Origin of the sequence: Blastococcus capsensis (assembly GCF_030165005.1) — a bacterium.
Taxonomy (GTDB): domain Bacteria; phylum Actinomycetota; class Actinomycetes; order Mycobacteriales; family Geodermatophilaceae; genus Blastococcus; species Blastococcus capsensis.
Genome location: NZ_JASNNW010000041.1, coordinates 1 through 11,863, shown reverse-complemented (window position 1 = coordinate 11,863; position 11,863 = coordinate 1). Strand labels below are relative to the sequence as shown.

Below are 11,863 nucleotides of genomic sequence, written 5' to 3'. Positions count from 1 at the left end.
GGCTCTTCTTACTTGAGGTGGGGGCTGGACAGTCCGCCGCCGATCAGGAGCATGCGGAGTCGGTAGTTGTCGCGGTTGCGGAAGCCGCGGGCGATCCGCCGGTGGAGCTCGATGAGGCCGTTGACGGCTTCGGTGCCGCCGTTGTTGGATCGGCCGGTGTCGAAGTAGGCGAGGAACGCCTCCCGCCACTGCTTCAAGGTGCGGCCGAGGCGGGCGATCTCGGGCACCGGGCAGGTCGAGAACGAGGTGAGGACCTGTTCGGCGATCTTGCGGCCCTCGGCCGGCTTGGGATGCCGGTAGGCGTCCCTCAGCTGCTGGGCACATGACCAGGCCAGCCACACGGGCAGGTGTCGCTCGTCGGCGTCGAAGGCTGCGCGCAAACGTGTCCACTGGCGGTCGGTGAGCTTCTCCGCGCCGGCGCGCAGCATGGTGCGGATTCCGTACAGGGGGTCGCCCTTGCGGCCACGGTGCCCGAGGGTCTCCTGCTGGACTCGGCGCCGGCACTCGTCCACCGCAGCGGTGCCGAGCTTGACGACGTGGAAGGCGTCAAGAACGGCGACGGCATCCTCCAGCTGGTCATCGATGGCGTTCTTGTAGCCGTGGAAGGGGTCTAACGTGGCGATCTTGACCTGCTTGCGGAACGCTTCGCCACGCTGCTCGAGCCAGTCGGCGTAGACCTTCCCCGACCGGCCGGGCACCAGGTCCAGCAAGCGTGCGCGGACGCGTCCTGCCTGGTCACGGGTCAGATCGACCATCCCGGTGAGCTCCTTGGGGCCGCGACCACCGTCGGCGATCGGCTTGGTCGAGACGTGGTGCCAGATGTGCTCATCCACGCCCAGGGCGGTGACGTCGGCGAAGCGGGCCTCGTCGGCGGCCATCGCCTCCAGTAGCGGCTTGATCGAGCGCCACACCGTGCGCCAGGTCGTGCCCAGCTGCCGGGCGATCCCGGCGACCGAGGCGTGCTCGCGGCGCAACTGCCCGATGGCCCACCAGCACGCCCGCGTGGTCAGCAGCGCCCGTGGCCGAGCGAGAGCCTCGTGCTGCTCGGTGAACGCCTTGCCGGTGCACTCGACCTCCACGCAGCGCCAGGTCCGCTTGCGCCACACCAACTGGACCGGGCGCCCGAAGCAGGGCACGTCGACCAGGACAACGTCGCGGCGACCGTGGCTGCCGACGATGACGCCACAGGCCAGACAGCCCATCGGCTCGGGCGCCGACTCCACCACGACCTGCACTCGGCCGTGACGCTCGACGACCTCGATGACGTGGAAACCGTCCAGGCCGACGAGGAGATCACAGCGATCGCAGTAGGAGTGAGCGAAGGAGGAATCAGGACGTGAGCGCGCGCGAGCGCACGCCGTAGGCTCGGACACCGTCGAGGCCTTCCGGTCGGGCAGCTTGGTCGCTCCCGATCTTGGAAGGCCTCGACCCCTCTCCCGCCTCAGCTCACACGCGCGAGTCCCTCACACCCACCGCAGGTACGAAGAGCCGGGAAACGAAACGGTCACAGAACCGTCAAACCGGTGGCTTCGTCATACGACCGTCATGTCCGGCGTCTCGGACGAGTGATTTTCTGTGGTGTCGAGCACACCGAACCGCTCCGCCTCGGTGGATGGATGGCCGGGCGGCGGTTACGGCGGGGTCACTCGCCGGCGTGCTCGTCGTCGAACGGGACGTCGGCCTGCTGCTCGAGGACGTCGGCCTCGTTGGCGTCCCGGTCACCGATCGGGCCGCGCGGGGTGCCGGCCTCGCCAGGACGGGCGGCCAGCTGCTGCTCCAGCGCGTCGGCCTCCGGCACGTCGCCGACCGGTGGGGTGGCCTCCGCGGCGGTCGCAGGCGCGGGCGGGTCGAGGAGCGCGTCCTGCTCCGCGCGGTCGGCGTCGGTCGCGTGGCTCGAGGAACCGGGCTTGGTCACGTCGTCCTCCCTGGCTGGCGGATGCGGTTCTGCCCCATCCTGCCGCTGACCCGGCGTCCCGGCAGGGTGAGCAGGTGTGACCGAGGCGACGAACTGGTGACCGGACCGGAAACCGCAGGCACAATCGGGGGCGATGGATACCGCCGGGGACTACGAGTTCGCGCCGCTGCGGATCCCGCCGGGTACGTCCCGGTCCGCGGCGGCCACCATGTTGAGTCTGCAGTCCGACGTCGGCGGCTGGGAGCTCGCCCGCCTCCAGCTGCACGCCGACGGCACCCGCAAGGTCGTCCTCCGCCGTCGTGCACGGCTGTCCTACCTGCCCAAGCCGGTCATCTAGACCCCGCCGCCCCTCGACAGGCACGGCAGGAACCGGGGCCGGCCCGGGTCCCCCGCCGACCCGGCGTCAGGGGACGAGGACGACCTTGCCGACCGTGTCGCGGGAGGCCAGCCGCGCCAGGGCCTCGGGGGCCTCTTCCAGCGGATGCACTGCCCCGACCAGCGGGTCGACGTGGCCGTCGGCGACCAGCCGGGTCAGCTGCTCGTGGACCATGCCGAAGACCGCCGGGTCGTACTGGCGGTACAGGCCCCAGTGCAGGCCGACGACGCTGTAGTTCTTCACCAGCACGTGGTTGGCCGGGGCGTCGGGGATGCGGCCGCTGGTGAATCCGACGACGACGATGCGGCCTTCGAACGCGACGCACTTGCGGGACTTGTCGAAGACGTCGCCACCGACCGGGTCGTAGACGATGTCCGCGCCGTGCCCGCCGGTGACCTCCTTGACGATCGGGACGAAGTCCTCGCTCGTGTAGTCGATGACGTGGTCGGCACCCAGCTGGCGGCAGATCTCGGTCTTGCGGGCACCGCCGGCCGTGGCGATCACCTGCGCTCCGGCGGCCTTGGCCAGCTGGATTGCCGCGGTTCCGACGCCACCGGCACCGGCGTGCACCAGTACCCAGTCCCCGGCCGCGATGTTCGCCCGGCGGTGCAGCCCGACGTAGCCGGTCTGGTAGGTCAGGTACAGCGAGGCGGCCTTCTCGTCGGAGAGCCCCTCCGGCGCGGGGAATGCGGCCGCGGCGTCCATGAGCGCGTACTCGGCGAAGGCGCCGGGGCCGCCGGCCGGCGAGCCGATGACCCGCCGGCCGGTGCCGACGATCTCCCCGCACAGCTCCACCCCGGGTGTGTAGGGCAGCGGCGGCTTCTGCTGGTACTTGCCCTGAGCCATCAGCACGTCGGGGAAGTTCAGGGCCGCGGCCTTCACCTTGACCAGCACCTGCCCCTCCCCCGGGGTGGGCTGGTCGACCTCGTCGAGGCTCATGACCTCCGAGGGATCACCGAGTTCGTGGACCCGCCATGCACGCATGAGCCCGACCTTGCCAGACGCGCCGTGACCGCCGTCACCGGGCCCCGTGCCGATGATCAGGTGGCCTGATCACCAGTGGTCCTCCCTCACGGTCGGCGGTGCGGGAGGACGCCGTGCGGTGCGGGAGGATCAGCGCATCGACGGCGGGCGCAGCGCCTCCGGGACGACGGCGGTCTCGCCGGCCGCCGTCCTGGCGCTCGGCACGCCCTTGAACTTGTAGGGCACCGTGCCGACGCCGGGCTGGACGACGTAGGCCGCACCGGGCTCCCCCGCGGCCCAGGCCATGACCATCGCATCGGCGACCTCCTCGGCGGAGAGCACCGGGAAGCCGGCCGCGGTGAACTGGTCGCGGATCCGGTCGATGATCGCGGTGTCGGCGAAGCCCGGGCAGATGGCCGAGATGGTGATGCCCTCGCGCTGGAGACGGGGCGCCATCGACCGGACGAACGCGATGGCGCCGCCCTTGGCCACGCTGTAACCGGGATCACCGGCCATCGGGGAGAGCCCCGCCAGCGACGCCGTCACCACCAGAGCGCCGCCACCGGCCCGCTTGATCGCCGGACGGGCCGCCTGGACGCCGTAGACCACGCCGAAGAGGTCGATGTCCACCACGCGCATGAACTCGTCGAGGTCGAGGGCGTCGTCGCTCTTGGCGGCGGAGATGCCGGCGTTGAGGTAGGCGGCGTCGAGCCGGCCGTGGTCGGCCTCGATCCGGGCGACCAGCGCCTCGTTGGCCGCCCGGTCGGTGACGTCGAGGACGGCGAACTCGCAGCCGAGGTCAGCGGCGACCGACCGGTTGCGCTCGCCGTCGAGGTCGGCCAGGACGACGGTGACCTCGCGCTCGCGCAGCTTGGTGGCCAGTGCGCGGCCGAAGCCACCGGCCCCTCCGGTGATGAGGGCGACGGAACCAGGGGCGGGAGTGGTGTCGGTCACCCCCGCATCACACCACGCCCGGCCGCCCCGGAGGCCGCGAGGGTCAGCCAGGGCAGGGACGCGCCGTAGTCCACGTCGACGTAGCCGCCGGTGGGACCCCAACCGGGTCGCGAAGTGCTCGACCGCCCGGCGGACGTCGCGGGTGGCCAGGGCGGGGACGGCGCTGAGCAGGGCCATCGCGCACCTCGTGGGCCGGAGCGGGGGCCCAGCATGCCGCATGCGACCCGCCGCACGAATGGGCTCAGGAGTGGCGGAGGAACCGGTCGAGCACCCGGATGCCGAACTGCAGCGACTCGACCGGCACCCGCTCGTCGATGCCGTGGAACAGCGAGGCGAAATCCAGTTCCGGCGGCAGCCGCAGCGGCGAGAAGCCGAAGCAGCGCATGCCGAGGGTCTGGAAGCTCTTGGCGTCGGTGCCGCCGCTCATCGTGAACGGCACCGGGCGGGCGCCGCCGTCCTCGGCCCTGAGCGCGGCGACCATCGAGTCGACCAGCGGGCCGTCGAACGTCGTCTCCACGGCCTGGTCGTGCACCAGCCACTCGCGCTGCACGCCCTCGCCGATCAGCGCCGCCAACTGGCGCTCGAACTCCTCCTCCTGGCCGTAGAGGAAGCGGCCGTCGACCGTGGCGCTCGCGGTGCCGGGGATGACGTTGGCCTTGTAGCCGGCGTCGAGCATCGTGGGATTGGCGGTGTTGCGCAGCGCCGCGCCGATCATCCGGCTGATGCTGCCCAGGCGGGCGAGGGCCACCTCGGGTTCGGCGGGGTCGATCTCGACGCCGTAGGCATCCTCGACCGCCTCGATGAACGAGCGCATCGGCGGGGTGAGCGTCAGCGGGAAGCGGTGGGCACCGACGCGGGCGACGGCCTCGCAGAGCCGGGTGACGGCGTTGTCGTCGTGCAGCATCGAGCCGTGACCGGGTTTGCCTGCGGCGGTCAGCCGCATCCAGGCCAGGCCCTTCTCGGCGGTCTGCACGAGGTAGAGGCGCAGGTCGTCCCGGACGGTGATGCTGAAGCCGCCGACCTCGCTGATCGCCTCCGTGCAGCCCTCGAACAGGTCGGGGTGCTCGTCGACCAGGAAGTGCGCCCCTAGCTTGCCGCCGGCCTCCTCGTCGGCGACGTAGGCGAGCACGATGTCCCGCGGCGGCTGGACGCCGGTGCGGGCCCAGTCGCGGGCCAGCGCCAGCACCATGGCGTCCATGTCCTTCATGTCCACCGCGCCCCGGCCCCAGATGTAGCCGTCGCGCTCCTCACCGGAGAACGGGTGCACGCTCCACTCGGCCGGGTCGGCGGGGACGACGTCGAGGTGCCCGTGTACGAGCAGCGCCGGGCGGCTGCGGTCGGCACCCGGGATGCGGGCGACCAGGCTGGCCCTCCCGCGCTCCGACTCGTGGATGACCGAGGAGATGCCCACCTCGTCGAGCTTGCCGGCGACCCACTCCGCGGCCGCCCGCTCCCCCGCGCTGGTCGACGTGTCGCCGGTGTTCGTGGTGTCGATCCGGATCAGGTCGGACAGGAGCTCGGCGACCTCGGACTCGGCGCGGTGCAGGCGGGGGGTGTCCACCGGCCGAGAGTAGGGCGCCCGGCACAGCTGCCGCAGAAACCCTTGTGCCTCCTCTTCACCTCGGTATCGTCCCGCCGAGGGTGGCGATCCGGGTTCCGCTCGCGCCCGCCGACGCCGCGGAGGTGGGCCTGCTGTCGATCACGAACGCGCGCGAGCCGGAGACCGCCGCGCGCAGTGGTGCTCATGTTCCTGGTTTCCGCGGTCGCCCTCGCCGCGTGGACGGTGGTCGACTTGGCCCGGGTGAGCCATCAGGCCACGGTCTCCTCGTGGTCGGTCGTCCCCGTGCTGGTCGTGGCCGCCTGGATGTATCACGCCGTGCCGGCCGACCGGCTCGACCGCACGGGCGCCTACACGCACACCGCGCTGCTCGGCATCCTGCTGATCTGCGCGCTGCGCGTGGTGACCGACGACAGCTCCATCGGCGCCCACGCGTTCCTGACCCTCCCGGTGCTCTGGGCGGCCAACCACCTGCAGCGGGGCGGCGTCGTCCTGGTGACGGCGACCGCCCTGGTCGCCGACGCGCTCACGTTGTCGCTGCTCCTGCCGGTCGAGACGGCGCTGGCCGACTTCTTCTTCTCCGGCGCGGTGCTCGTGGTGGTCGCCTTCGTGCTGCACCGGGCCGCGACGGCCCAGGCAGGACTGGTCCAGGCCCTGCAGGAGCAGGCCGACGTCGACTCGCTGACCGGGCTGGTCAACCGGCGGGTGTTCGGCCGGGCCCTGCGCCGGTCCGCGCATCGGAACGGGGCCGCGCTGGTGCTGATCGACGTCGACGGGTTCAAGATGATCAACGACGCCCACGGGCACCCGGCGGGCGATGAGGTGCTGGTCCACCTGGCGGCGGTATTGCGGGAACAGGTCCGCTCCGACGACGCCGTGGTGTTCCGGCTGGGCGGCGACGAACTGGCCGTCCTCCTGCCCGGGTGCACCGGCGAGGTCGCGGCGCGGCGCGCCGAGGTGCTCCTCGACGCCGTCCGCGGCTCCACGGTTCCTCTCTCCGGCGGAGGCCACCTGCAGCTGTCGGTCAGCGTCGGCGTCGCCCACCTGCCCGGGGAGGTCGGCGACCTGCGAGCGCTGTACTCGGCGGCCGACACCGCCCTCTACGACGCCAAGCGCGCCGGCCGTGGACGGGTGGCGCTGGCCCTTGCCTGACCCGCGCCGGCACCGCGGGGGGTGCGTGATCCGGCCGGGGTAGTCGGGTAGTCTTCAGCTCGCACTCGTCCGGGTGGCGGAATGGCAGACGCGCTAGCTTGAGGTGCTAGTGCCCTTTATCGGGCGTGGGGGTTCAAGTCCCCCCTCGGACACTCGTTTTGCCCAACATCTCGTGGGTTGGGCTCACCTCGGCCTCCACTGAACTGGTTGAGGGGTCGTAGGTGATCCGGACGCCCAGGGTCGCGTAGATCTCAGCCCGGACCGTGCTCGCGACCTGACCCAGGCGGGTCGTCAGAAGGCTGAAGTCGGTGACGATGGCGCGCAACTCCTCGCGCGTCAGAGTTGCCGCCGCGGAGGTCGTCAGCGTCGTCTGCTCAGCCCGCGCCTCGACGACCTCTTTCTGTGCGTCATTTATCCAGGCTGCTGCGAGGTGAGGGTCCACGCCCGCGGCCAAGGCCTCCTTGAAGCGCGACAGTTTGCTCTCCGCCTCCCTCAGGCGCCGATCGACGGCCTCCCTCCGCGCGACGTCAGCCATGGAGGGCTCAGTTGCGCTGAACATCGCCTCGACCGTCTCCTCGATGTTCTCGGGCGAGAACACGGCACGGAGCCAGTTGTCGAGTCCGTGGATGAGCCAGTCCTCTCGGAACATCACGTTGGAGGGGTGATCACTGGTAGCCCCGGGCACGGTGTCCCTGACACGGCAGCGGTAGTAGATGTCGGTCGAACGGGTGCGGCTGCCCTCCATCTTCCGACCACAAATGCCGCAGTGGAGGAGCCCCCGCAGGAGGTAGGGCGTCGTCGTCGTTCGAGGCGAGCGAGGCGCTGACCGTGACGAAGCAGTCGAACGCTTGAGAGTCGCCTGCACCCGCTCGAAGTCCTCGACCGAGATCAGCGCCTCGTGCGAAGGGTTGGTGCTGGAGACCACCCGCTCCGGCTCACTGCGCCGGAAGCGGACGAGGGTGCCTGCGCTCGCGTCAGTCGGGTCGACGAGCCTGTCGAAGCGTTGGAATCGGCCCCAGACCTGGTGGCCTGTGTACCGAGCGTTCTCGAGGATCGCCCGGATCGTGGCTGCCTGCCAACCGTCTGCTCTGCGGTGTGGATTCCGGCGCCGGTCGTGCGCTGACGGGCACGGGATGCCTTCGGCGTTGAGGCGGCTGGCGATCGTCCGGAAACCGGCGCCATCGAGCCGCATCTGGAAGATCCGCTGCACGACGGACGCCGCGGCGGGGTCGACATCGAGTTGATGCTCCCTGATCCCGTCAGCGGCTTTGGCGGGATGCGGATGCGGGCCGGCGTCGCCGATGACGTACCCATACGGTGGGCGCCCACCGAGGAAGCGGCCGGCGTTGATCGTCGCTGCCTCCATGGCACCGATGACGCGACGCTGGACGACCCGGCGTTCCGCAGCGCCAAGGCCGCCGAAGATCATCATCAGCAGGTCGTGAACGTCGGACTTGGCGTCGAACCGCCCTCCGACCTCGGGGAGCCAGACGTCAACTCCGTAGTGCTGGAGGGTGGGATAGATGTTGGAGAACTGCGGCCCCGAGAAGGCGCGCTGAGGCTCGCTGATGACGATCGCGTCGAAGTCGCGCCGCGGGTTAGCGACGTCGGCCAGCAACGCTGAGGCCTGGGGCCTGCGCTTCCAGACCACGGAGCGACTCTGCCCAACGTCGAAGTACTCCCGCACGATCGTGCCGTGTCCCTCGATCAATCGCATGGCGGACTGAAGTTGCCACCCGCGGCTCACTTCTGGGTCCTGCCTGTCTTCGGTCGACACCCGTCCGTAGAACACGAACCGGATACCTTCGTCATTCGTTCCCTGGCTCGTCACGCTGCGCCCTCCTCTGCTTTCTCCTGATCATCCCGGTCGGGTCCGACAGGTTGTATGACCTGGAGCAGCAGGCGTGCGAGGGCGGGCGTCATAACAGGGCTGGGCGTGGGAACGCGGAAGACGATTGGTCCCCCTGTTTCGATAATGATTGGCTCAGTCACGGGCCTGCAATCGGCAGACGATCTGACGGACTGGGTCATTCATGAGATCTTTTTTCGTTCACTGGTTGGCCAGTTACGGCAGGGTCCGTCGGTTGCGGTGATAGGCGCGCGCGGACCGATGCGAACGACAGGGCAATGCGAGCGATCACCAGCCCGTTCGTGAGAGAGCGCAAGGTCATGTTCGGCGGTCAGCGCGCCAGGGCCGGCGGAGTCAAGCGACGCCTGAGATCTGGGTTCTCCCCGACACGACGGTCTCGACCTTGACCTCTCCGGCCCGGGCTGGCTTCCCAGCCTTTGCCGTAGGCGGGTGAAAGGTGCGGCGCTCCCGGTCGATCTGCAGATGCCTGGCGCGCGAGATCCCTGCCAACCCTGTCGCTTGAGCCCAGACGTCGAGGGCCTCCAGCAGCGTGTCAGGTTGCATGGCGGCCATCACGACTTGTTCCCCCTCCTTGTCGATGAGGACGGGGCCCATCTCATGATCGCTGCGTCCGATGGCGAGCAAATTGGAGACGGCGGCTTCCATCGTTTCGTCGGTCGAGCCAGTTACCGCCGACAACGTGGTCACGTCCAGGCCGCCCGGATTGGCGGCGAGAGTGGCCATGATCAAGGCGGCCTCGAAGCCCAGACCCCGGCGTCTCGGGCGAGTCGGGAAGTCGGACGGGATGTCGGTAGCGAATGCGTCGTGGCGGAGCACATCCATGTCCGGAGCATTCACCGGACGGACTACGGCGACTTTGTTCATAGATCTCTCCTGCAAGGAAGAGACCTGTGAACATGTGATGATCTGCCCGTCCGGGCGAAGCACGTAGGTCGAGGCATCCCCGCGCGTGCCCTGCCGTTCCAACGCCACGAGCGTCCGGTGGCCATCCGAGCGTGCGCTGCCCTGCCCGGAGATCTGGCGCAGTCGACGCGAGATTCGGGGTTGGGATGCGTTGGCCAAGAGGGCGAGACTTCGAGAAGCCGCAGAGAGGTAAAGCCCATCGCCGCTCGTTGTCAGGGGCAACGCGGCAACGTGCTCCCGCGCCAGTGCAAGGAGGGCGAACAGAGTCACGCGTTCTTCGGCTGCCGCTTTCCCTCTCGAGAGGATCTGGTGGCCCTCAGGCAGGAAGCCGTCGTGAACAACACGGTGTTGAAACGCGTCGAGCAAGCGAAACACCATCTCGTCGTGGCTCTGGTCGACGTTCCGACTTCGTCCCGGGTCGGACGGGCATCGGCGTACTTGAGATATCGCCTTGCGCCAAGCGCGCTCGAACTCGCGGGGACGCCCGCGTCGATCCACGACCCACCACCGCCCAGGCGTCCCTCCCCCCTGCCATGTCCTGAGAGCCCGCTCAACATGAACGCTCCCCCAGCCTGCGTTGGCGAGCCCGGTCAGCACCGACTGGAAGTCGGCCCAAGGCTTCGAGGAGACACCCTCGGGAGGCCCTTCTGTCAGGAGGTGCCAGACGCGCTGTGACGGCATGGCCGCGTCATCGGACAGCCACAAGGGGCGCTGCCGCTCCAGGCTCTGACGGACGAGTGCAACAGGTCGCACCGCGTCTCGTGGATGCCGTGCGTGGAGACGGCGATTTGGTCGGCCACTAGGGCCGGGCAGTACTCGCACCAAAGCAGGCCGAGTGTCGTTCTCGCTCATGGGACCCTTCCGGTCCGGACCCTCCGGACGCTCGCCAGCAATCGGCAGGTCGGACGGGCGAGGCGACAAGACGGCCCGGTGAGCACCAACTCGCCTTCCAAGCGCCCGGCGGCTCCGCGCTACCGCATGCTCGCCAGACGGTTGCTGACAGCGGATGGGGGCGGGTCACTCAAGTCGGCCGCCTTGCCGGCCACCTCACCTACCGGAGGAACGGCGAGCGAAAGCGCACGGGAAACTTGTCCAGTCAGCGTGTGCAGTAGCCGATGAGAGGTGGGTGAGCATCTCCATCCCCTCTCGCCTTCAGTCCTTTCGGGCGCCAAACAGCCGCGTCACCTTCACTGGCACCAACTGCGGGCTGCGCATTCAGGCGGCCAACGTGCTGGAGCCTTTCGGACGCAGACATCGGCCAGACGCGGGATGTGGAGTGTTCGTGCGCCTCACGATCGATCTTGGGTTCGAGGCTGAGGATGACTTCGACGAGGCCATCGATCAGAGCGTCGCCGGCGCCGACATCTCGTGGGAGACTGCGGTGAAGGCGAAAGTCGCGGCGAGCGGTGACTACACCAGGACGGCTGAACGCCTGACTCTCGATCATCTCGCCGGCGAGGGCACGTTCGTCCTTGGGCTCCCTCTGGATGCCTTGACGCCCGCCTCCACGGTCGACGAGCGCGCCGAGGTCACCCTCAGGTGCACCGACGTACAGAGGCTCTCGCTGGCGCGAGCGCTCTGGATGGCAGGCGCAGCACCTCACTCGCACCTGTCCCTGATGGTCGCGGCAGGTATCACGCCTCCTGACGTGGCTGCCGTTATGGGGCTCTTCGCAGTTGAGGGTGTAGGTAGGGCTGGCGCGTCGGTCCCGGGATAGAGGTCGAGGCCTCCCGAGGATGGAAGTTCTCACACTGCCCATCCGGAAGACCTCGACGTGCCTGACGCTACCTTCGGCTGCCCTGACCTGACCACGTTCGCCGGCGTGGATGAGCTGGGTCTGGAGGTCGTCGGGCAGCGGCTGGCTCCTGACCGTGCGGTCCTGGCCTGCCGGGTCGTCGAACCCGACCGGTGGTGCCGTCGCTGCGGGTGCGAAGGCGCGCCGCGGGACACCGTGACCCGGTCGCTGGCCCACGCACCGCTGGGCTGGCGACCCACCACGCTGCTGATCACGGTCCGCCGCTACCGATGCTCGGGTTGTGGGCACGTGTGGCGCCAAGACACCAGCAAGGCGGCCGAGCCGCGGGCGAAGCTGTCCCGCCGAGGTCTGCGGTGGGCGTTGGAAGGCATCGTCTGCCAGCACCTGACCGTCGCCCGGGTCGCCGAGGGCCTCGG

The 11,863-nt window shown here is 69.6% G+C and carries 10 protein-coding genes, 1 tRNA gene and 1 pseudogene; 5 read left to right on the top strand and 7 right to left on the bottom strand.

Annotation, left to right across the window (positions count from 1 at the left end):
* Positions 1-8: 8 nt before the first annotated feature.
* Complete coding sequence (locus QOZ86_RS20770; protein ID WP_284493833.1) at positions 9-1,235, bottom strand: ISL3 family transposase; 1,227 nt, start codon at positions 1,233-1,235, stop codon at positions 9-11.
* Between the two features lie 407 nt (positions 1,236-1,642).
* A complete protein-coding gene (locus tag QOZ86_RS20765; RefSeq protein ID WP_284493868.1) occupies positions 1,643-1,915 on the bottom strand; it encodes a hypothetical protein in 273 nt (90 codons plus the stop codon).
* A 133-nt stretch (positions 1,916-2,048) separates the two neighbouring features.
* Here QOZ86_RS20765 and QOZ86_RS20760 point away from each other — a divergent pair, with 133 nt between their 5' ends.
* Positions 2,049-2,252: a DUF5703 family protein gene (locus QOZ86_RS20760; RefSeq protein WP_284493867.1), complete on the top strand. Its 204-nt coding sequence runs from the start codon at positions 2,049-2,051 to the stop codon at positions 2,250-2,252.
* Between the two features lie 66 nt (positions 2,253-2,318).
* Here the strand turns inward: QOZ86_RS20760 and QOZ86_RS20755 are convergent, their stop codons facing one another.
* The 3 genes from QOZ86_RS20755 to QOZ86_RS20745 form a co-directional block, all read right to left on the bottom strand.
* Positions 2,319-3,275 (bottom strand): NADPH:quinone oxidoreductase family protein, encoded by a 957-nt coding sequence (locus tag QOZ86_RS20755; protein WP_284493866.1) that lies wholly within the window; start codon positions 3,273-3,275, stop codon positions 2,319-2,321.
* Positions 3,276-3,404: 129 nt separating this feature from the next.
* Positions 3,405-4,208: an SDR family oxidoreductase gene (locus QOZ86_RS20750; RefSeq protein WP_284493865.1), complete on the bottom strand. Its 804-nt coding sequence runs from the start codon at positions 4,206-4,208 to the stop codon at positions 3,405-3,407.
* 241 nt (positions 4,209-4,449) lie between these two features.
* A complete protein-coding gene (locus tag QOZ86_RS20745) occupies positions 4,450-5,769 on the bottom strand; it encodes a M20/M25/M40 family metallo-hydrolase (RefSeq protein ID WP_284493864.1) in 1,320 nt (439 codons plus the stop codon).
* Positions 5,770-5,952: 183 nt separating this feature from the next.
* Between QOZ86_RS20745 and QOZ86_RS20740 the strand changes: the two genes are divergently transcribed.
* Together QOZ86_RS20740 and QOZ86_RS20735 are read left to right on the top strand one after the other, a co-directional pair.
* Positions 5,953-6,918 (top strand): GGDEF domain-containing protein, encoded by a 966-nt coding sequence (locus tag QOZ86_RS20740; RefSeq protein ID WP_284493863.1) that lies wholly within the window; start codon positions 5,953-5,955, stop codon positions 6,916-6,918.
* A gap of 67 nt (positions 6,919-6,985) precedes the next feature.
* Positions 6,986-7,070, top strand: a tRNA-Leu gene (locus QOZ86_RS20735).
* Here QOZ86_RS20735 and QOZ86_RS20730 read toward each other — a convergent pair.
* Together QOZ86_RS20730 and QOZ86_RS20725 are read right to left on the bottom strand one after the other, a co-directional pair.
* The gene (locus tag QOZ86_RS20730) at positions 7,052-8,749 is read right to left on the bottom strand and encodes a recombinase family protein (protein WP_284493862.1); all 1,698 of its coding nucleotides are present in this window, start codon (positions 8,747-8,749) and stop codon (positions 7,052-7,054) included. The genes QOZ86_RS20735 and QOZ86_RS20730 overlap by 19 nt on opposite strands.
* Before the next feature lie 372 nt (positions 8,750-9,121).
* Positions 9,122-10,069, bottom strand: coding sequence for a hypothetical protein (locus tag QOZ86_RS20725; protein WP_284493861.1), 948 nt, complete (start codon positions 10,067-10,069; stop codon positions 9,122-9,124).
* A gap of 904 nt (positions 10,070-10,973) precedes the next feature.
* Between QOZ86_RS20725 and QOZ86_RS20720 the strand changes: the two genes are divergently transcribed.
* Together QOZ86_RS20720 and QOZ86_RS20715 are read left to right on the top strand one after the other, a co-directional pair.
* On the top strand, positions 10,974-11,408 hold the full coding sequence (locus tag QOZ86_RS20720) for a hypothetical protein (RefSeq protein WP_284493860.1): 435 nt from the start codon (positions 10,974-10,976) through the stop codon (positions 11,406-11,408).
* A 57-nt stretch (positions 11,409-11,465) separates the two neighbouring features.
* Positions 11,466-11,863, top strand: a pseudogene (locus tag QOZ86_RS20715) (ISL3 family transposase); the annotation flags it as partial.

Excerpts from the sequence above, each read along its gene's own strand:
- QOZ86_RS20740 (WP_284493863.1), top strand. The coding sequence starts at position 5,953 with ATGTTCCTGGTTTCCGCGGTCGCCCTCGCCGCGTGGACGGTGGTCGAC.
- QOZ86_RS20755 (WP_284493866.1), bottom strand. The coding sequence starts at position 3,275 with ATGCGTGCATGGCGGGTCCACGAACTCGGTGATCCCTCGGAGGTCATG.
- QOZ86_RS20725 (WP_284493861.1), bottom strand. The coding sequence starts at position 10,069 with ATGGTGTTTCGCTTGCTCGACGCGTTTCAACACCGTGTTGTTCACGAC.
- QOZ86_RS20760 (WP_284493867.1), top strand. The coding sequence starts at position 2,049 with ATGGATACCGCCGGGGACTACGAGTTCGCGCCGCTGCGGATCCCGCCG.